Below are 20,076 nucleotides of genomic sequence, written 5' to 3' on the forward strand. Positions count from 1 at the left end.
TGGTGCGGTCCGGCGGGCCCCGTCACGAGTCGTGTCCGAGCGAGCCACACCAGAGGGGAGGGGTCAAGTCGACGAAAAGCGTGTCGACTTGACCCCTCCCCTCTGGCGCGGCAAACGTTCAGCCACGACTCGTGACGGGGGCCACCGGAGGCGCACGGTTTCAGGCAGCTCGGCTTCGCCATCGCCACTGCAGCTCGCCTTCGGCGTCGCCAGGGCAGCTCGCCTTCGGCCTCGCGGGTGGTCACCTTGCGGTGGTGACTGGGGGGCGGACGTTTGTCTTGAAGTGGTTGAGGGTGTTGCCTCGGTCTGCGAAGTTCAGGACTACGTAGGTGCCGTTGGTGCCCTGCTTGAGGCCCACGCCTACGCGTGTCGAGGACTGCCAGACCATTGCTGTGAAGTGCAGGACGTTGTAGTCGATGTTGGACTCGGTCATCTCGGTGTAGTCGTAGCGTCGGGATTCGGCGTACCAGGTGTCCAGTGCTTTTGTGGCTACGGTGTCGATTGCGCGGGTGCTGGTGCTGGACCAGTAGAGGTTCTCGCCGTAGGGGTTGTTGGGGCGGTGTTCGAAACCGTCGGTTTCGTGGAGGTGATCTGCCCATTCCTGGGCTGAATGAGACACTTCGGAATCGAGGGAGAGAGGCGCGGCGCCGTGCTTTGCGCGGTAGGCGTTGAGGAGTTCTACCGTCTTGGCCACTGGGTCGGCGGCCGATGCAGGGGTTGCCGGGAGCAAGAGGGATGTTGCTACGGCGATTACGGTTAGCAGCGTTCGCATGGTGGTTTTGTCCCCCGGATGGGGGACTTTGGGCAACCCGTTGGGTCAAGATTGCTGTCTTGATTGGCTCTGTGTAGCCGTGGGGTCGCCTGAGGGTGTGACGCATGCCACATGGGGTGGGAGTGGTGGGGGTCACCCCTACGACCCCCTTGGGTTAGTGCTTGATACCCCGGTTGCGGTGCAAATTCACTCCACAGGACGGCGTTGGGGGTCTAACTTTGTGATGTCAGCCACGACGGGAGGAGATCGACATGGAGCGCCACGAGATTCTTGCGGACGAGGACGGTCACATTCGTGGGTACGACTAGGAGCGCCATCGGCCGTGCGCGAGGGAGTCGTGGAGAAGAGACTCCCTCGCGGCCTGTGGAGTTACTGGTTGGTAGTGCGTGCTAGTTGTTCGTTCATGATTAGGAATGCGCCCAAGCCGTGGAAGTCGTTCGTGTTTCGCGGGCGGGCGTAGTAGTAGTCGGCGTCGCCTACGTTGGTGCCTTCGCTGATGTCCTTGATGTTGGTCAGGCCGTCTGAGCCGACCGACGCCTTGGCGAGGACGCCCTGGTAGCCCTTTGCCGCGACGGACTTGTAGGACGCGTCGATGTAGCCGCGCTCCACGCCGCGCGAGAGCATGAACGTGTACATCGACGAGGCTGAGGTTTCGGTCCAGTTCTTGGAGTTCGAGCACTTGTCGACGATCTGGCACCAGCGGCCCGTCGCCGCGTCCTGGTAGCGCGTGTAGCCCACGGCCAGGTGCTTGACGATGTTGATGAGGTCGGTGCGGCCGGGGTGGTCGCTGGGCAGGATGTCCAGCAGGTCGATGGCGGTCATGCCGAACCAGCCGATGGCGCGTGCCCAGTGTTCCGCCGAGTGCTTGCCCGGGTTCTTGGCCCACGGCTCGGAGCCGTCGGCGTCGTAGGCGTGCCAGAGCAGGCCGTCGTCGGATTTCAGGTGGGCGAAGTAGGCCTTCATGTTGCGGACGGCTTCGTCGTAGCCGTAGGGCTGGTTGTAGGCCTTGGCGTACATGGCGATGAACGGCTGGGCCATGTAGACGCCGTCCGCCCAGAGTTGGCCGACCTTGCTGGTGGCGTGGTACATGCCGCCGTCGGACGTGCGCGGGTACGAGGTGAAGCGGGCGCGGACCTTGTCGGCTGCCTTCTTGTACTTCGCCTGGCCCGTTTCCTGGTGCAGGACGATGAAGAGCGTGGCCGAGCGCATGGCGTCGAGGTTGGTGAAGCTGTTGTCGACGCTGCCGTCGGACTTCACGAAGCGGTCGACCCAGGCCTTGATGTAGTCGAGGTACTTCTTGTCGCCGGTGCGCTTGTAGACGAGGTACTGGCCGTACAGGTACAGGCCGCGCGTGTAGCCCCAGCCGCCGAGCTTGTCGGGGGTGAAGCGCTTCATGGTCGAGTCGACCACGGCTTTCGACCAGTCCGACGGGGGTGCGGCGGCGGTGGCGTTCGCTGGGGCGATCAGTGCCAGCGATACGGCGAGAATGCCGAGGAAACGTGCTGTCCTCACTACGTGCTCCTCCTAGTGCCCATGGCGGCGGAGGCGTGGTGAAGCATTCCCGGTCGTTGTTCCGGGTGTCAAGCTAACATCGGATGTTTGCGCGTGCTTGAGCGGATCACGAGCTTTGTCGGGAGTTCGCGGAGCTCTGGTTCGGCGCCGTCGAGGCGTTCCGCGAGGAGATCGACGGCGACCTTGCCCGCTTCTTCCGTCGGCATCGCGATCGTCGTGAGCGCCGGCGAGCACATCGCGGCGTAGAGGATGTCGTCGAAGCCCGTCACGCTGATCTGCTGCGGCACCTGGACGTCGTGCTCGGCCAGGTAGCTGAGCACGCCCAGCGCCATCAGGTCGTTGTAGGCGATGAACGCCGTCGCGCCGGTCTCGAGCGCCTGTTGCGCGGCCGCGTACCCGCCGCCGAAGTTCGGGTCGAACGAGCCGAGCAACCGCGCGCGGCCCGCCAGGCCCTGCATCCTGCGGCTGTTCGACCACGCCGCCGCGGGGCCGCCGAGGTAGACGTAATCCTTGTGGCCCAACGACTCCAGGTGGGCGACGACCTGGTTCATGCCGTCGGCGCTGTCCATCAGCACCGACGAGACGCCCGGCACGATGCGGTTGATCAGCACCAGCGGGGTGAGGTCGGACAGGTCGGTGATCTGCTCGTCGGACAGCAGCGACGCGCACAGCACCACGCCGTCGACCTGCGCCGACAGTGTCCGCACCAGTTCGGCCTCGGTCTCGGGATCCTCCCTGCTGTCGCAGAAGAAGACCGAGGTGCCCGCCTCGCCCGCGCGGGTCTGCACGCCGCGCAGGATCGAGGGGAAGAACGGGTTCTCCAGGTCCGGCACCACGATGCCGAGGTTGCCGGTGCGGCCCGTGATCAGGCTTCGCGCCGCGCGGTTGGGCTGGTAGCCGAGTCCGGCGACCACGTCCAGAACGCGTTGGCGGGTGGCTTCCTTGACCAGTCCGGGGGCGCTTAGTGCGCGCGAGACCGTCGAAACGGAGACCTGAGCTTGGCGAGCGACATCCCTGATCGTGACTGCCACTCGTGAATCATGGCAGTCACGATCAGAATCGACCCATTCATCGGATGTATGGGTGCCCGAAAATCCGATCAAGCCGTCAGTCAACGATCCGTGGAAGTCTCGGAAACCCCGCCGCCACAGGGAAGATCGAAGGGGTAGCGATGAGGATCAGAGCTATTGCTGCGGCGGTTCTGCTGACGCTGGCCGGCACGACGGCACAGGCTGACGTGCGGCCGAACATCGTCGAGGGCGAGTTCGTCGGCAGCGCGCCGTGGGCGGTTCAGCTGCACAACGGTGGTTCGTTCGGCTGCACCGCGTCGATCATCGCGCCGGAGTGGGTGCTGAGCGCGAAGCACTGCGGCGGCGACAGCGTGCGGGTCGGGAACATCAGGCTCGGCCAGGGCGAGGAACGCGCGATCGTCGAGAGGGTCGACAACCCGGCGGGCGACATGATGCTGCTGCGGCTGGAGTCCGAAGTGGACACCGAGTACGTGCGGCTGGCCGATCGTGCGCCCCGGGTCGGGGAGGTTCACCACATCTACGGTTGGGGCACAACGGACTACGAGTGTTGCGACTCCATCTCGCCGCTCCTGAAACGGGCGGCCGTCAAGGTGGTCGGCACGGCGCGGGACGCGTACGGCGGCGTGGCGGTCGAGACCAGGTGGGAGACCGGGACCGCCGGGTACGGTGACTCCGGCGGTCCTCAACTCAACTCCGACGGCATCCAGGTCGGCGTGTGCTCGACTGGCGACTACGAGTTCACCCAGTACGCGAGCGTGGCGGCACATCGCGGCTGGATCCGTTCCGTGGCAGGCGTTTAGAGCTCCAGGCCCGTCAGCACGAGCACGCGGGGCTCCGTGAGGTCGTCCATGGCCGCGCGGAGTCCCTCGCGGCCGATGCCGGACTCCTTCACGCCGCCGTACGGCATCTGGTCCGCGCGGTAGCTCGGCACGTCGCCGATGATCACACCGCCGACCTGGAGTCGTTGCGCGGCACGGAAAGCGAGCCGCACGTCGTTCGTGAACAGGCCCGCTTGGAGACCGTACTTCGACGCGTTCACGTGGTCGAAAGCCTCCTCCACGGAGTCGACTCGGGTCAGCGTCACGACCGGGCCGAACACCTCCTCGGCGCTCACCTTCGCGTCCTCCGGCACGTCCGTGAGCACGGTGGGCGCGTAGGTGCGGCCGTCGCGAGTGCCGCCGGTCAGGACGGTCGCGGACGCTTCCTGGACCCACGCCTCGACGCGTTCGGCGGCGGCGTCGCTGATCAACGGGCCGACTTCGCCGGCCACGTCGAGCTTGTTCACGTGCTGCACAACGGCTTCCGAGACCGCGTCGTACACGTCGGTGTGCACGTAGACGCGTTGCACCGAGATGCACGACTGGCCCGCCTGGTACATGGCGAACGTGGCGATGCGCTGGGCGGCGAACTCGACGTCCTGCCAGTCGGGGGCGACGATCGCGGCCGCGTTGCCGCCGAGCTCCAGGGTGACGTGCTTGCGCGGCACGCGTTCCTTGATGCCCCAGCCGACCGGGCCGGAGCCGGTGAACGAGACCACCGGCAGGCGCGGGTCCTCGACGAGTGCCGCAGTGTCCTCATTGGACAGGTGCAGGATCGAGAAGGCGCCCTCGGGCAGATCGGTCTCGGCGAGCAGGTCGCCGAGCAGGAACGCGACCTTCGGCGTGGCGGGCGCGGGCTTCAGCACGATCGGCGCGCCGACCGCGAGAGCCGGTGCGACCTTGTGCGCCACCAGGTTCAGCGGGAAGTTGAACGGCGCGATGCCCAGCACCGGTCCGCGCGGCACCCGGCGGACCAGGGCGAGGCGGCCCTCGGCGGACGGGTCGGTGTCGAGGCGCTGGAGTTCGCCGGAGAAGCGGCGGGCTTCCTCGGAGGCCCAGCGGAACGTGGAGATCGCGCGGGTCACCTCGATGCGCGCCCACTTCAGCGGCTTGCCCGAGTCGTCGTTGATGGCCTGCGCGAACTCCTCGGCGCGCTCGGCCAGGCGGCGCGACACGTGGTCCAGCGCGGCGGCACGGCGGTGGGCGGGCAGGGCGGCGAGCTCAGGGGCGGCAGCGGCGGCCTTGGCGACGGCGGTTTCGACGTCTTCTGGCGTGTGGAAGGGAATCATGCGAGTGGGGCTCCTTCGAGCAGTGCCGTTTCGAGCACGTCCAAGCCTTCGGCGAGCAGGTCGTCCGGGATGACCAGCGGGGGCAGCAGACGGATCACGTTGCCGTATGTGCCGCACGTCAGCACGACGACACCCTGGTCGTGGCACGCCTTGGCGACGCGGGCGGCGACTGCGGGCGTGCGTTCGGTGAACTCGATGGCGAGCATCGCGCCCCGGCCGCGGATGTCCGCGATGATGTCGGTCTTCTCGGCGACGGCCTTCAAGCGGGACACGACGGTCTCCTCGATGCGGCGGGCCTGAGCGTTCAGGTCGCGCTCGCGCATCGTGCGGATGGCGCCCAACGCGGCAGCACACGCCACCGGGTTACCGCCGTAGGTGCCGCCCAACCCGCCGACGTGCACGGCGTCCATGATCTCGGCGCGACCGGTGACGGCGGCCAGCGGCAGGCCGCCCGCGATGCCCTTGGCCGTGGTGATCAGGTCCGGAACGACGTTCTCGTGGTCGGACGCGAACCACTCGCCCGTGCGGCAGAAGCCGGTCTGGATCTCGTCGGCGACGAACAGCACGCCGTTCGCGCGACACCACTCGGCGACGGCGGGCAGGAAGCCCTGCGCCGGCGCGATGAACCCGCCCTCGCCCTGGATCGGCTCGATCACGACGGCGGCGGTGTTGTCCGCGCCGACCTGCTTCTCGATGGCCGCGATGGCTTTTGCCGCGGCCTCGGCACCGGTCAGGCCGTCGTGCAGCGGGTAGGACGCCGGCACCCGGTACACCTCGGGCGCGAACGGCCCGAACTTGTGCTTGTACGGCATGTTCTTGGCGGTCAACGCCATGGTGAGGTTCGTGCGGCCGTGGTAGCCGTGGTCGAACACCACGACGGCCTGCCTGCCGGTGACGTGCCGGGCGATCTTCACCGCGTTCTCGACGGCCTCGGCGCCGGAGTTGAACAGCACCGACCGCTTCTCGTGGTCGCCGGGCGTGAGCGCGTTGAGCTCCTCGCACACCTCGAGGTAGCCCTCGTACGGGGTGATCATGAAGCAGGTGTGGCTGAACCTGTCGATCTGCGCGTGCACGGCCTCGGCGACCGCGGGCGCGGGGTTGCCGACGTTCGTGACCGCGATGCCGGAGCCGAGGTCGATGAGCTGGTTGCCGTCGACGTCGACGAGCAGACCGTCGTCGGCCGACTCGATGTAGACGGGCAGGGTGCTGCCGACTCCCAGGGCGACGGCTGCTTTTCGCCGCGCCTGGAGTTCCAGCGATTTGGGACCGGGGATCGCGGTGCGCAGTCGGGTCATGTGCTCAGCATGGCCCTGGTCAACGGCCTGCGCAGTGTCAGAAATGGCGATGTTGGTGCTGGTGGTTGTACAAAGTGGCACATGCCCATCACGCTGCAGGAACTCGCCGAGACTTTGCGGCTGCCGGTGCTCGCGGGGGACGTGTCGAGGCCGGTCGGGTGGGTGCACGGGACGGAGCTAGCGGACCCGACGCCGTTCCTGGAGGGTGGCGAGCTGCTGCTGACCACGGGGTTGGGGCCTTTCCGCGACGACTACGTCGAACGCCTGGTCAGGGCAGGTGTGGTCGGGCTGGGGTTTGGCACGGGCCTGGGGCACGACGTGGTGCCGCCGGAGCTCGTGGCGGCGGCGGAGGAGGCCGGGCTCGGGCTCGTCGAGGTGCCGCGGGAGGTGCCGTTCATCGCGATCAGCAAGGCGGTGTCCAAGGCTGTCGCCGCCGACGAGTACGCCGCGCTGACCCAGACCAGCGAGGCTCAGCGGGCGCTCACCAGGGCGGCGGTCAGGGCGGGAGTGGCGGGGGTGGTGCGGCGGCTCGGGCAGTGGATCAACGGCTGGGTGGTGCTGCTGGACGCGGCGGGGGATCCGGTCCACGTCCACAATCCGCGCCTGGTGCCGGGGATGGGCCGACCGCGCGACTCGGGTCCGGGCACTGGCTCGCCGCGCGACTTGGGTCCGGGCACTGGCTCGCCGCGCGACTTGGGTCCGGGCACTGGCTCGCCGCGCGGCTCGGGGCCGGTTCCCGATCTCACCGCAGAAGTGGCGCGGTTGAGGACCGCGGGAGGTCTGGCCAGTGCCGCGTTCGAGACCGGTGGCTGGCACGTGTTCCTGCAGGCGCTCGGCAGTCGGGCCAGGGGAGTGCTGGCAGTCGGCACCCCTGATCCGCTCGACTCGGCCGACCTCGCCATCGTCAACGCCGCGGCCTCGCTGCTGACCCTGGCGCTCGCCCAGAACGACGCGGTTGATGCCGCCCAGCGCGAGCTGAGGTCCGGCCAGTTCCGGCTGATGCTCGCCGGACTTCCCGTCGAGAGCTTGCCCGCCAAGTTCCGGGTGTTCCTCGTCGACGAACCGCCGGAGCAGGACGTGTTCTGGGCCGAACACAGCGGAGACACAGTCGTTCTGGCTGAGGAGTTCGAGGGCTTTGCTTCGTCCGAAGTGGACGTCACCGAAGTCGCACGGGGTTACCGGGAGGCCAAGCAAGCGCGCGACGCGGGCATCAGGAGGTTCGAGGACTTCGCCGGGATCAAGCTGCCGGACGGGTTCGCCGACGCGCTGCTGAGGCCGTTGGACCAGGAGACGCGCGAAACCCTGAAGGTCTGGCTGTCCCACCACGGCGCCTGGGACCCGGCCGCGCACCAGTTGGGCGTCCACCGGCACACGCTCAAAAACCGTGTGCGCAAAGCAGAACAGGCCCTCAACCGGTCACTGGACTCGCCGGGACTGCGTGCCGAGCTGTGGTTCGCGCTGGCGAGGACTTAAGGGGTTCGCGTCCTTATTCCCCTCCGCCGCACGCGCGTAACCTGCGGAAACCGCTGCCGTGCCAACAGAAGGGGAATGAAAGAAGGCATAACCTCATGGCAAGACTCACCGGCGCATGGCTTCCATTCGCCGCCAGTGCCGCGCTGGTTCTGACCGGTTCCGCCGGTACCTCCGCCGCCTCGCCCGAAGTCCTGGCGTGCACCGATCTCACCGTGCGCACGCTCGACGGAAGCTGCAACAACTTGGCCCATCCCGAGTGGGGCAAGACCAACACCGAGTACCTGCGCGTCGCTCCGGCGCGCTACGCCGACGGCATCGCCCGGCCGATCAGCGGGCCGAGTGCCCGTTACGTCAGCAACCGCCTCTACAACGACGTCGCGCAGAACCTGTTCTCCGAGCGCGGGGTGTCGCAGTGGGGCTTCGTGTGGGGCCAGTTCATGGACCACACGTTCGGCCTGCGCCAGGAAGCGGGCGGGGAGAACGCGCCGATTCCGTTCGACCGCAACGATCCGCTCGAAGGGTTCCGCAACGACCTCGGCTCCATCGGGTTCCTGCGCACCCCGGCGGCTCCCGGTACCGGAACGACCACCGTCAGGCAGCAGATCAACACCGTCGACAGCTACATCGACGGCTCCAGCGTCTACGGCCCGGACGCGACGAGACTGGAGTGGATGCGCGAGGGCACGGTCGACGGCAACCTCGCCAACAACGGCGCACGGCTGTTGCTGGACAAGGGAATGCTGCCGCGGAGAGACTCCCGTGGCGACGCGACCAAGGCCCCGGTCATGGCCGCGGACGGACGTCTCCAGGGCACGCCCGGCAAAGCGATGGTCGCCGGAGACGTGCGGGCCAACGAGAACATGGCCCTCACCGCAACGCACACGCTGTTCGCGTTGGAGCACAACAGGATCGTCAACTCCCTGCCCAGAACCCTGTCCCCGCAGGCCGCGTTCGACATCGCCCGGCGCGTGGTCGGCGCCGAGCAGCAGTGGATCACCTACACCGAGTTCCTGCCAGCCATGGGCGTGCAGCTGCCCCCCTACCGCGGCTACAACCCGGCAGTGAACGCCAGCCTGTCCAACGAGTTCGCGGTCGTCGGCTATCGGGCGCACAGCTTCATCCACGGTGAGCTCGAACCGATCGCCCCCGAGGGCACCTACACCGAGGAGCAGCTGGAAGCCTTTGAAGCGCAAGGCATCGAGGTCGAGCACGAGGACAGCGAGGTCGTGCTCGTCGTGCCGCTGAACGTCGCCTTCTTCAACCCCGACCTGCTCACGGGCATCGGTCTCGGACCGGTGCTCAAGGGCATCGGCGCCGAGCCCGAGTACCGCAACGACGCGCAGATCGACAACCAGCTGCGCAGCGTGCTGTTCCAGATCCCGGTGCCGGGCAACCCCGGCTGCCTCGACGGCCCGGAGCTGCCGCAGTGCTTCCGGGGCGTCACGGACCTCGCCGCGATCGACATCGCCCGCGGCCGCGACCACGGGCTGCCGCTGTACAACGACCTGCGCCGCGCGTACGGGTTGTCGGCCAAGACCAGTTTCGCGTCGGTCACCGGCGAGGCCAGCAGTTCGTGGCCGAGCGACCCGCAGATCAACCCGAACGACCCGATCAACGACCCGGACATCATCGACTTCGTCCGGTTGCGGGACGGCGCGGGCAACATCGTGCCGCTCGACGTGCCCGCCGCGGCCGACGGCATGGGCGTGACGGGCACCCGCAGGACGTCCGACGCGACCAGGCTCCGCGCGATGTACAGCGACGTGAACCGGCTCGACGCGTTCGTCGGCATGTCCGCCGAACCGCACCGCGCCGGCCACGAGCTCGGTGAGCTGCAGGAGGCCATCTGGAAGAAGCAGTTCGAGAACCTGCGGGACGGCGACAGGTTCTTCTACGCCAACGATCCCGTGCTCGCCGACATCCAGAACCGTTACGGCATCACGTACCGGCGCACGCTGGGCGAGATCATCGAGATGAACACCAACGCCGAGGTGGAGGACGACGTGTTCCTCTCGGAGATCCCGATCCTGCCGTCGTGGGCCAACGCCACGCCGTACGCGGTCGACGACGTGATCGTCTACCGCGGCACCACGTACGTCTGCCGTCAGGCGCACCGGTCGCAACTGGACTGGACGCCACCGGTGACGCCCGCTTTGTGGCGTCGCGTGTTCTAGTCCACCGCGAAGGTGAGAGAGGCGGTGTAACCGGATGTGGTGTTCCCCGACATCGTCGCCATCTGGTGGTCGACGCCGTCCCGGAACACCATGTCCTGCTTGAGGGAGGTCCGCGACATGTTCTGGACGCTCGTCGTGTACCCGGTCGTGCCGTAGACCTCCTTGCAGGTCGCCTCGGGCAACGCGAGCTGCGAGGTCGTGATCTTGTTGCCCGCCTTGGTGGCTTCGCTCAGGCTGGGGTAGACCTCGAAGTGGATGTGCGGCCAGCGTCCCGAGTACGCGCCGGGGAAGACGCTGACGAACTTGAGCTTGCCGCTGGAGTCCGCTTCCTGGACGCCGCGCAGGAAGTTCTCGTTCTTCACGCGGTTCGAGTACATCGAGTAGTCGCCGTTGATGTCGCAGTGCCACAGGTAGACGGCGGCACCGGCATAGGGCTTGCCGTCCTCGTGCTGGACGGTGAGCTCGATCGTCAGGTCCACGCCCTCGGCCTTCGCGGACGCGGAACCGAAGCTGGAGCGGATGTCCGAACGCACGATGCCGCTCTGGGTGAGGGCGTTCGGGCCGTTGGAGCCGTCGCCGGGGTACGGGCCGGCGGTCTCCTCGGGAATCGCTTCCAGCGGGCTGCCGTCGGCCGCCGAAGAACCGCTGGTGGTGGAAGTGGTGGTCGAGCCGGAGGAGGTGGTGGTCGTCGACGGGGCGCAGGCCACGAGCGTGAGGCCTGCGCCGCCGAGCAGCGACAACGCCCGCCGGCGCCCGAAGAGCGTGGCGAGGTCGAACTGGAGGCCGCGGTCGTGGTTGTCCGTCATGCGGCTAAGACTGCGGCCGGTTTCTGTGAGCTGCCTGTGGAGCGGCTGTCAAGAGGGTAGGCGTAACACAGATGTTGTGAACATCTGGATGTTCTGCGTATCTTGAGGCCATGGCGACTCGGCGTTTGTACGTGGTCCGGCACGGTGCCGCGGACGCGTTCGGTGAGCTCACCGACGTCGGACGGCGGCAGTCCGAACTGCTCGGGCAGCGCCTGGCCGGTCTGCCGATCGCGGCCGTGTGGCATTCGCCGCTGGCCAGAGCGGTGCGGTCCGCGCAGATCATCAGCGGCCGGCTGCCGGGTGCCGTCGTGGGGGAGGCGGCCGAGCTGGTCGACCACGTGCCGCACGTGCCGGAGCGGATTCCGCCGGCGTGGGCGGGTTTCTTCGACGGGTACGACGCGGCAGAGGCAGCCGCGGGAGCACGCGTCGCCGAAGCCCTGATCGACCGTTTCGCGAGACCCGCCGAAACCGAGACCCACGAGGTGCTCGTCACGCATGCCTATTCGGTGGCCTGGCTGGTGCGGGACGCCCTGGGCGCGCCGCCGGAGCGATGGCTCGGGCTGAGCTGCGGCAACACCGCGCTCACGATGATCGAGTACCGGGCTGGATCGGCAACGTTGTTGTCGTACAACGACATGGGCCACCTTCCAGCGGAACTGCGGCCCTAGCGCCGCAGCACCGCGTGGGCGGCGCGCAGGCGGTGCACCTCATCGCGTTCCGAATGGTCGCCCGACACCTCGTCAGCCCAGTGCAGCAACCGGTGCAGGTGCGCCTCCGCCGTGCTCATCACGACGCGAGGCTCGCCGAGGACGACCTCGCCGCTGGTGCCGTCGATCGTGACGAGGGTGCCTTCGCTCAGCACGAGCTCGCCGACTCCCACGACGGCGGGCTTTCCCATCGCCCTGGCGACGACCGCGGCGTGGCTGGCCGGTCCGCCGCGTGCGGTGACGATGCCGGTGGCGGCGGCCAGGCCGCGCATGTCGTGCGGCGACGTTTCCGGGCGCACCAGCACGACCGGGCCGTCCGCGGCCATGCGCACCGCCGCGTCCGCCGTGATCGCCACCCGGCCGGTCGCCACCCCCGGACAGGCACCCAGTCCCCGGAACGCCACGGTCGCTTCCGGTGCGATCCGGGGCGTGCGGACGTGCTGGAGGTGGTGTGGCGACACCCTGAGCAACGCCTCCCGCTGATCGATCACGCCTTCCTCGGCGAGTTCGGTGGCCACGCGGACGGCCGCGGCCCCGGTGAACCCGCCCGGCCGGACCTGCAGCAGCCACAACTCGCCGGACTGGTAGGTGAACTCGACGTGGCACGCGTCGCGGTAGTGCGCCTCGGCTCGGCTCAAGGCGTCGAGCAGACCGGTCCACACCAGCGGCTCCCGGTCGGCCAGAGCGCGCAGGGGGAAGGGCTGCGACCTGCCGGACACGACGTCCTCACCCCGGTGTCCGAAGAGGACATCGCCGAACGGGACGTGCGCGCCGGTGTTGGGGTCGCGGCTGAACGCGACGCCGGTGCCGCTGTGCTCGTCGTGGTCTCCGAACACCATCTTCTGCACGATGACGGCCGTACCGAGGTCGTGCGGGATGTCGTGCAGTTCTCGGTAGGTTCGCGCGCGTGGTGCCTTCCACGACGAGAACACGCTCTCCACGGCCGACCTGGCAACGTCCGCGGACGTGAGCTTCACGTCGAGGATCGTGTTCATCATGCCCGGCATCGACACAGCGGCCCCGGACCGGACGGACACCACGTCGAAGCCCGTGATGGCCGCCGCGAGCTCGTCTTCGAGCCCGTCCGGGAGACGTCCGTCGCGGAGGAACGCGCGACAGGCCTCCGTGGTGACGACGAACGCGGCGGGCACCGGCAGGCCGAGCCGGTGCAGGACCACGAGGCCGTGAGCCTTGCCTCCCACCACTTCCGCCGTCTCCTCGACCTCGGCGGAGAGCTGCCGCATCCACCTCATCGGGGAATCCCCAGGGTCACGAGCAGATCTTCGTGCAGTTCGGCCCACACCACGTGATAGGACGAGGTGCTGTCGGCCAGCTCCGCCAGGTCCCCGGCCCTGGTGCGCTCGAGGGCTTCGGCCAGCCGGATCCGGTAGCGGCCGAACCGGGGCAACGCCGCGGACAGGTCGGTGCACACGACGGTGGCACGGCCGTGGAAGTCCGCGAACCGGTCGAGGACGCGGGTGTCGTAGGACGGGTCGCCGTGGTCGTTGGCGATCGTGACCCCGTCGACGGACCGGATCTGCCACGCCGTGCACAGGTCGAGCAGTTCCGGGTTGAGCACGAGAAAGCCGTCGAACGCGGCGATGACGGCGGGACGAGCCGCGGCCGAGTCCAGCTCGTCGGTGATCCTCTTGACGCCTGCCGCGCGGCCTGGTCCGGTCAGGCTCCACACCCCGAACTCGGCGTCGCGCGTGACGAGGCCGGCGACGGCGAGGTCGATCAGTTCGGACTCGACGTCCGGCTCCCCGAGTCCCGTCGTCGCCGCCAGCCTGGTGAGCCCGGCGGTGCCGACGCAGCGCAAAGCGTGCAGCACCAGCAGATCCGGCCCGCTCACGGCGTGGCCTTCCGCGTGGTCTTCTGCGTGGTCTTCTGGGCGACCGACACCGCGTGGCCGGCACCGCGTCCGCTGGACCTCGCCACGATCACGCCGTCCTCGACGCGCACCGCGGCCTCGGTCTCGTCACCGGGATCCGTGAGCCCGAGTGCCGACGCCACCAGCGCGTCGTCGTCGAGGACCAGCTGGACTTGGTGCCAGACCTCGGGTGCGAACACCCGTCGCAGGCAGCCGAGGAGGTCGACGACCCTGAGCCGCACGAGACTGCCGGTTTCCGCGGGGTCTCCGGTGACGACCACGATCGTGACCGGCTCGCCGGAGCGCACGGCTTCTTCCGCCGCGCCCAGCCGACCGGCTCCCAGCACCGTGATCAGGCCGTCCGAAGCGAGGTCGGCCTCCTTGCCGCTGATCTGGTCGACGAGTCCGCCCGGCGCGTCCCAGGTGTCCGCGTAGGGCTTCGCCGGGGTGACGAACGGCAGGTGCGGTGGCGCCCAACTGTCCTTGAGCTCGATGTCGGCGAGGTGCCGGCACGCGTGCGTCAGGTCGAAGGGGTCACCGAATCCCGGCGCGGTCTCGGCCCGGTGGGTCGCGCCGTCCAGCAGGATGAGCGCGAGTTCGGCCAGCCGCACCCGGCGGCCCGGTTCGCCCGCTTCCAGCGCGATGGCGAGCAGCAGGGCTTCCAGCCGGGCGGCCTGTGCCAGCACCTCCCGTGCGTGTTCGTCGTCGAGAACGCCGTCGAGCGAGCGCAGCTGCAGGCGCCCGCCCCACGCCGTGCCGCCCAGTGGCAGCCGTTCGAGCCAGGCCCTGGCGAAGTTCTCCAGCGCGTCGTGCACCGACTCGGGAGGCGTCACCGGCTCGCTGGCAACGCCTCCCGCTACTTCGATCAGCACGGCCAGGTAGAGCGCGCGCTTGCCGGGGAAGTTCGAGTACACCGCGCCACGGGTCAGCTCGGCCCGTTCGGCGATGCGGTCGACCTTCGCCAGCGCGTAACCGTGCTCGGTGAACTCCGCCTTCGCGGCTGCGAGCACGGCGGCGCGCGTGCGTTCTTGCTGCTGCGCCCGAGTAAGTCGAACCATGAACATCAGGATACTCGCACAATCCAGATGTTCAGAACATTTGGCGTTACAAGGTGAGCAGCACGGTGCTGGAGCCATGTCGGGGTAGGAGCTTCAGCACCGTGCCGCCGAACGTGCCGGGCGTTGAGGAGACGGACGCCCAACCCGTCGTCTTCCCGCGCAGCTCCTCGACGGTCGAGGCGTTCAGGACCTTCCCGTCGATCACCACGCGTTTCACTCCGGCCGGCACCATCAGCTGCGACTCCGCGGGGGCGCCCCGCAGCGTGACCAGCACGTGCTTGCCGAACGAGCGGACCTGCAGCCCACCGAACCTGCCATCCGCCCCTGGCGACACGAGCCAGCCGGCGCGGTCCTTCCGGTCCAGGTCGTTGACGTCCCACGGCTTGGACCAGATGTCCGGCGTGCGGAAGTTGAACGGCATGGCCGACGACGCCCGCAGGTAGAGCGGGAACTCGTCCAGACCCGCCTCGCGCGTCACGGTCCGCCCGCCGGTCACGCGCTCACCGGAGAACAGGTCGATCCACTCACCGGATGGCAGCCACACGTCGACCGGCGTCGGTTTCCCGGCCGCGCCATCGGCCTCGGCACGGTCAGCGGTCACCGGAGCGGCCAGCAGATCCGGTCCGACCATGAACTGCTGGTCGGCCTTCCACGCCTCGGCCGAAGCGGGGTACTGGAACGCCATCGGCTGCGTGATCGGGGTGCCGTCCCGTGAGGCGCGAACGGCCTGCGCGTACAGGTAGGGGAACAGCTCGTAGTGCAGGACGGCGGCGCGGCGGAACCGGTCGAACGTCGCCGCGTCGTACACCCACGGCGTCGAGTTGCGGCCCGAGCTGCCGACCTGGAACACCGGTGACACCGCGGACATCTGCGACCACCGCACGAACAGCGACTCCGACGGGCCGCCGCCCAGGTTCCGGTAGCCGCCGGTGTCCGAGCCCTGCACGGGGTGGCCGGAGATCCACGAGTTGATGCCGCGTCGGGTCGACAAACGCAGACCGTCGAAGCTCATGTCCGCGTCGGCCTGCCAGAACCCGTTCAGGATCGCCGGCATCCCGTCGCCACCAGCGCGGAACAACGTCGTGAAGGAGTCGCCGTGCACCTTCCGCAGCATCTTCACCACGGACTCGGCGTACAGCAACGGGTACTGGTTGTGGATCAACGTGCCAGGCCCGCCGGCGAACGTCGTCTCCTCGAAGTTGTGCTCCTCGCCGCGGTCGCCCTTGACGAAGTTCACGCCCATCCGGAACACGGCTTCCAAACGTGCCTCGTAGTGAGCGCGCGCGACCGGGTTCGTGAGGTCGATGTCCCACACGTTGGTGCGGTCGGACTGCGCGAACGAGCCGGCCGGGTAGTCGTGCGGGCATTCCTTGCCGTCAGAGGTCTTGTTGAGGAACGGCGCCACCCACACGCCCATGTTCACGCCACGAGACCGCATCCAGTCGATCGTGCCCTGCGCGTCCGGGTACATCGTCTTGTCGAACTTCAACGCGCCGATGCACGCGTAAGTAGGCCGTGCGCCAACAGGTCCCTGCTCCCAGGGGTTGTCGACCCACAGAGTCGACAGAGGGACCGCACGCGCCTGGAACTGCGTGACGTCCTCGACGACCTCGTCGGAGTGGTTGTACTTGTCCCGCCACTTCGTCAACGCGAACTGCCGCGCAGGGGGCAGGGTCGGCATGCCCACGCGCTTGAAGTACGACGTGTTGACCTGCGAAGGGGAGCCCGCGTAGACCTCGTAGTCCAGCCGGGAAGTCTTGAAGCACAGCTGAATCCGGTCCGGCACACCGAAGGTCACCGGACAGGGTGCGGGCTTGTCCGCGCAGTGGTCGTCGGCCACAGCACCGGGGAACGCAGTCCGCCCGATCGCCTTCGTATCGGCATAGACGCCGTAACCAGCATTGGAGATGAAGAACGTCGAAGGCGCGCCGTTCTTGTTGCACTTGCCGAACGTCGACGCACCGACGAACACGGCCTTGTTGAGCAGCACACGTCGTTGCAGGTCAACGAACATCGTGTGCGCGCCGCCGCCGAGGAAGTGCTCCTCCAACGATCCGGTGAGGTTCGCGGAAACCTGAGCCACACCAGTAGAAGGCTCCAAGGTCCAGCCCACCCGCAGACCTCGAGGAGTGCGGGTTACGACCACGGAGGCGGTCCTGGACGCCTCCGTGGTCGCCACGACGTACCGCACACCGTCCGGAACCCGTTTCTGCGCAACGACCTTCGTCAACGAGTGCTGCGTGCCGTCGGCGAGCCGGTAGAACGTCTCGCGCTGACCGGTCAGCGCCCGCCTCCCGTCCTGGAAGTCCAGAGCGAACGGGGAGTTGGTGGCCTTCCACGACAGTCCGGAACGAGCGAGGGCGACCGGCGATCCAGCGGACAGCCCGGCAGCGACCAGCAGCAGTGCCAGCAGGACTCTCACGCCGGCACCACCCCGTTGATCGTGGTGTTGCGGAACACCAGGTTGTCGGTGTTCTCGATCAGGTTCGGCTCGGTGATGCCGGTGAACGTCGAGTTGGAGATCAGCACGTTCTTGATGTGCTGCTGCGGGAAACCGCGGAACGTCGCCGCGATCCGACCACCGTTGATCTTCATGCGGTCGATCGTCAGGTTGTTGATCTGCGGGAAGAAGCCCTTGGTGCCGCCGTTCTGGTAGAACATCGACACGAACAGGATCTCGCGCTCGACGTTCTGCCCGAAGACGTTGCGCAGGTGCACGCCGTCGATCACGCCGCCGCGGTCCTGGTTGGTCTTGATGTAGAGCGCGTGCTTGATCGGGTAACGGCCGGGGAAGTCCGCAGCGTTGATCTCGCAGTCGCGGCAGAACACCTTGGACACGCCACCGGACATCTCGCTGCCGATCGTGATCCCGCCCCAGCGGCCGGAGAACTTGCAGCGCTCCACCACGATGTGGGTGGACGGGATGCCGACCCGCCGTCCGTCGGCATCCCGTCCGCACTTCACCACGACGCAGTCGTCGTTGGTGTTGAACTTCGAGTCGTGCACGTGCGCGTAGGACGACGAGTCGAGGTCGACGCCGTCACCCTGCGAGTTCGTCGAGTAGATCTCGATCCGGCGCACGGTGATGTTCTGCGAGAACACGAAGTGCAACGACCACATCGCGGGGTTCTTGATCAGCACGTCCTCGACGAGCAGGTTGCGACAGCGGAAGAACTGGATCATGTTCGGCCGCATGTTCATGCCGACACCCATGATCCGCTCCTCGACCGGCTTGCCCTCCTCGCCCCACTGCCGCAGCAGCGCGGTGTTGCCGGCGCCCCAGCTCGCCCACTTGCCGCTCGGGGCGTCGCCGTCGATGGTGCCGCGACCGGTGATGGCGATGTTCTTCTGCTCGAACGCGTAGATGAACGGCTGGTAGTTGTAGCAGAGCGTGCCCTCCCAGCGGGTGAGCACGAGCGGCAGGTAGTCGTTGGGATCCGTGGAGAACTTGATCGTGGCGCCCTCGCTGACGTGGAGCTCCACATTGGACAGAAGCCTGATGCCGCCGGTGAGGAACGTGCCCGCGGGCACGACCACACGTCCCCCACCGGCTCGGTGGCACGCCGTGATCGCGCGGTAGAACGCCTCGGTGTTCTTCGTGAGGCCGTCACCCTTCGCGCCGTACGCGGTGACGTCGTAGTCCTTCCTGCGGAAGCGTGGAGGGCAGATGCGCGCCAGGATCAGCGGCACTTCCCGCCACGGGTCTTTGCCGAACCCCCAAGAGGAGGTGGAGGGGTCGGCAGCCGCAACGCCTGCAGGCAGCAGGAGACCAGCGGCCGTCAGGCCGGACACACGCGCGAAATCACGACGTGACAAGGACACAGGGCTTCTCCTCAGACCTTCTTGCCGTTGATGGTGACGTTCGTGAACGTGGTGCCGTCCGCGTTCTTGATCGACGGTTTGGCGGTCGTGACGTTGGTGAACGTGCTGTTGGAGACGGTCACGCCCTTGATGTGCGACTCGCCGAGCCCGTCGAGGGTGACCGCGGTCTTCTTGACCCCGTTGACGGTGAAGCCGTCGGCGGTGATGTTCTGCACCTTGGGGTTCACGATCGGGCCGTAACCGGGGCCGGTGAGGCTGTAGTTCAGCGTCACCATGATCGCCTCGCGGTCGACGTCGGTCGCCTTGATGCGCCGGGCGTGGATGTTCTCCACGGTGCCGCCGCGCCGCTTGTTCGTCTTGATGTACAGGACGTGGAACGGCTTGTAGGACGAGCCCTTCTTCACCGTGCAGTCCTGGAAGAACACGTTGCGCACGCCGCCGGACATCTCGCTGCCGACCGTCAGCGCGCCCCAGCGGCCCTCGAACGAGCAGTTCTCGATGACGATGTTCTCGCTCGCCACGCCGATGCGCCTGCCGTCGATGTCGCGGCCCGCCTTGATCGCGATGCCGTCGTCACCGCAGTCGAACCGGCAGCCGGTGATGTGCACGTACTGCGAGGCCTCGGGGTCGCAGCCGTCGACCATGCCGCCGCGGCTGTAGACGAAGATGTTGCGGATCGTCACGTTGGTGCACAGCACGGGATGCACGTTCCACATCGCGGAGTTCCGCAGCTGCACGCCGTCGATCAGGATGTTCTTGCACTCGTACAAGGTCACCATGTTGGGCTTGAGGTAGTGACCCATGCCGAACTTGCGCTCGGTGACGGGCTTGTTGTCCACCGCCCACTTCTGCAGCTGCTCCCAGTCGGGCTGGCGCTTGCCGTCGTAGTCGAACCACGGTCCGGACGGGCCCTGGCCGTCGATCAGGCCGGGCCCGGTGATCGCGATGTTCTCGGCCTTGCGGGCGTAGATGAACGACGAGAAGTTCATGCACTCGATGCCCTGCCACCGCGTGTAGACCAGCGGGAAGTCCTTGGGATCGGTGGAGAACTTGATGGTCGCGCCCTCGGAGACGACGAGGTTCACGTTGCTGAGCAGGGTGATCGCGCCGGTGAGGAAGCTGCCCTTGGGCACGACGACCTGGCCGCCGCCCGCCGCGTTGCAGGCCTCGATGGCCTTCTTGAAGGCGTCGGTGTTCTTCGTCTTGCCGTCACCCTTGGCGCCGTAGGAGGTGATGTCGAACTTGGCGCTGGGGAACGTGGGCGGGACGATCTTGGCGAGGATCGCGGGCACCTGGTCCCACGGCGACTCGGCCATCGGGATCGACATGTGCTCTTCCGCCGCCGCCACAGGTGCGTTGAGGAACGAGCTGGACAACATCGTGACACCGGCGGTGGCACCAGCGACCTTGAGGAAGTCGCGGCGGTTGGTCTCCATTGCCGTCCTTTCG

15 protein-coding genes and 1 pseudogene are annotated in these 20,076 nt (G+C 67.8%); 4 read left to right on the forward strand and 12 right to left on the reverse strand.

The annotated features are described in order from the left end of the window. Positions 1-241: 241 nt before the first annotated feature. The 3 genes from AB0M24_RS45450 to AB0M24_RS45460 form a co-directional block, all read right to left on the reverse strand. Positions 242-772 carry a CAP family protein gene (locus tag AB0M24_RS45450; RefSeq protein ID WP_363781015.1) on the reverse strand — a complete coding sequence of 177 codons (531 nt, stop codon included), beginning with the start codon at positions 770-772 and terminating at the stop codon, positions 242-244. Between the two features lie 369 nt (positions 773-1,141). Then, positions 1,142-2,260, reverse strand: coding sequence for a glycoside hydrolase family 88 protein (locus tag AB0M24_RS45455; protein WP_363781087.1), 1,119 nt, complete (start codon positions 2,258-2,260; stop codon positions 1,142-1,144). A 92-nt stretch (positions 2,261-2,352) separates the two neighbouring features. Beyond that, positions 2,353-3,315, reverse strand: a complete 963-nt coding sequence (locus AB0M24_RS45460) for a LacI family DNA-binding transcriptional regulator (RefSeq protein WP_363781017.1) — start codon at positions 3,313-3,315, stop codon at positions 2,353-2,355. A 140-nt stretch (positions 3,316-3,455) separates the two neighbouring features. Between AB0M24_RS45460 and AB0M24_RS45465 the strand changes: the two genes are divergently transcribed. Beyond that, positions 3,456-4,115, forward strand: coding sequence for a trypsin-like serine protease (locus tag AB0M24_RS45465; protein WP_363781019.1), 660 nt, complete (start codon positions 3,456-3,458; stop codon positions 4,113-4,115). Here AB0M24_RS45465 and AB0M24_RS45470 read toward each other — a convergent pair. Together AB0M24_RS45470 and gabT are read right to left on the reverse strand one after the other, a co-directional pair. After that, positions 4,112-5,398, reverse strand: a pseudogene (locus tag AB0M24_RS45470) (aldehyde dehydrogenase family protein); the annotation flags it as partial. The gene AB0M24_RS45465 and the pseudogene AB0M24_RS45470 overlap by 4 nt on opposite strands. A gap of 20 nt (positions 5,399-5,418) precedes the next feature. Then, complete coding sequence (gene gabT, locus AB0M24_RS45475) at positions 5,419-6,717, reverse strand: 4-aminobutyrate--2-oxoglutarate transaminase (RefSeq protein WP_363781021.1); 1,299 nt, start codon at positions 6,715-6,717, stop codon at positions 5,419-5,421. Positions 6,718-6,798: 81 nt separating this feature from the next. Here gabT and AB0M24_RS45480 point away from each other — a divergent pair, with 81 nt between their 5' ends. After that, the gene (locus tag AB0M24_RS45480; protein ID WP_363781023.1) at positions 6,799-8,190 is read left to right on the forward strand and encodes a PucR family transcriptional regulator; all 1,392 of its coding nucleotides are present in this window, start codon (positions 6,799-6,801) and stop codon (positions 8,188-8,190) included. A gap of 95 nt (positions 8,191-8,285) precedes the next feature. Further along, complete coding sequence (locus AB0M24_RS45485) at positions 8,286-10,364, forward strand: peroxidase family protein (protein WP_363781025.1); 2,079 nt, start codon at positions 8,286-8,288, stop codon at positions 10,362-10,364. Here the strand turns inward: AB0M24_RS45485 and AB0M24_RS45490 are convergent. Beyond that, positions 10,361-11,170, reverse strand: coding sequence for an intradiol ring-cleavage dioxygenase (locus AB0M24_RS45490; RefSeq protein WP_363781027.1), 810 nt, complete (start codon positions 11,168-11,170; stop codon positions 10,361-10,363). The genes AB0M24_RS45485 and AB0M24_RS45490 overlap by 4 nt on opposite strands. Positions 11,171-11,280: 110 nt before the next feature. Here AB0M24_RS45490 and AB0M24_RS45495 point away from each other — a divergent pair, with 110 nt between their 5' ends. Further along, positions 11,281-11,838, forward strand: a complete 558-nt coding sequence (locus AB0M24_RS45495) for a histidine phosphatase family protein (RefSeq protein WP_363781029.1) — start codon at positions 11,281-11,283, stop codon at positions 11,836-11,838. Here the strand turns inward: AB0M24_RS45495 and AB0M24_RS45500 are convergent. The 6 genes from AB0M24_RS45500 to AB0M24_RS45525 are packed head-to-tail and all read right to left on the reverse strand — an operon-like array spanning position 11,835 to position 20,063. After that, complete coding sequence (locus AB0M24_RS45500) at positions 11,835-13,130, reverse strand: PEP/pyruvate-binding domain-containing protein (protein WP_363781031.1); 1,296 nt, start codon at positions 13,128-13,130, stop codon at positions 11,835-11,837. The genes AB0M24_RS45495 and AB0M24_RS45500 overlap by 4 nt on opposite strands. Continuing rightward, entirely contained in the window at positions 13,127-13,729 is a 603-nt protein-coding gene (locus AB0M24_RS45505) for a transcriptional regulator (protein WP_363781033.1), read from the reverse strand. Before AB0M24_RS45505 ends, AB0M24_RS45500 begins: the two co-directional genes overlap by 4 nt. Next, the gene (locus AB0M24_RS45510) at positions 13,726-14,805 is read right to left on the reverse strand and encodes a TetR/AcrR family transcriptional regulator (protein ID WP_363781035.1); all 1,080 of its coding nucleotides are present in this window, start codon (positions 14,803-14,805) and stop codon (positions 13,726-13,728) included. The genes AB0M24_RS45505 and AB0M24_RS45510 overlap by 4 nt, the downstream gene beginning before the upstream one ends. A 46-nt stretch (positions 14,806-14,851) precedes the next feature. Next, positions 14,852-17,227, reverse strand: coding sequence for a TIM-barrel domain-containing protein (locus AB0M24_RS45515; protein ID WP_363781037.1), 2,376 nt, complete (start codon positions 17,225-17,227; stop codon positions 14,852-14,854). Next, positions 17,224-18,627: a glycoside hydrolase family 28 protein gene (locus AB0M24_RS45520; protein ID WP_363781039.1), complete on the reverse strand. Its 1,404-nt coding sequence runs from the start codon at positions 18,625-18,627 to the stop codon at positions 17,224-17,226. Before AB0M24_RS45520 ends, AB0M24_RS45515 begins: the two co-directional genes overlap by 4 nt. 11 nt (positions 18,628-18,638) lie before the next feature. Beyond that, positions 18,639-20,063, reverse strand: a complete 1,425-nt coding sequence (locus AB0M24_RS45525; RefSeq protein ID WP_363781041.1) for a glycoside hydrolase family 28 protein — start codon at positions 20,061-20,063, stop codon at positions 18,639-18,641. Positions 20,064-20,076 lie beyond the last annotated feature (13 nt).

Source organism: Lentzea sp. NPDC051838, from assembly GCF_040681245.1.
GTDB lineage: Bacteria > Actinomycetota > Actinomycetes > Mycobacteriales > Pseudonocardiaceae > Lentzea.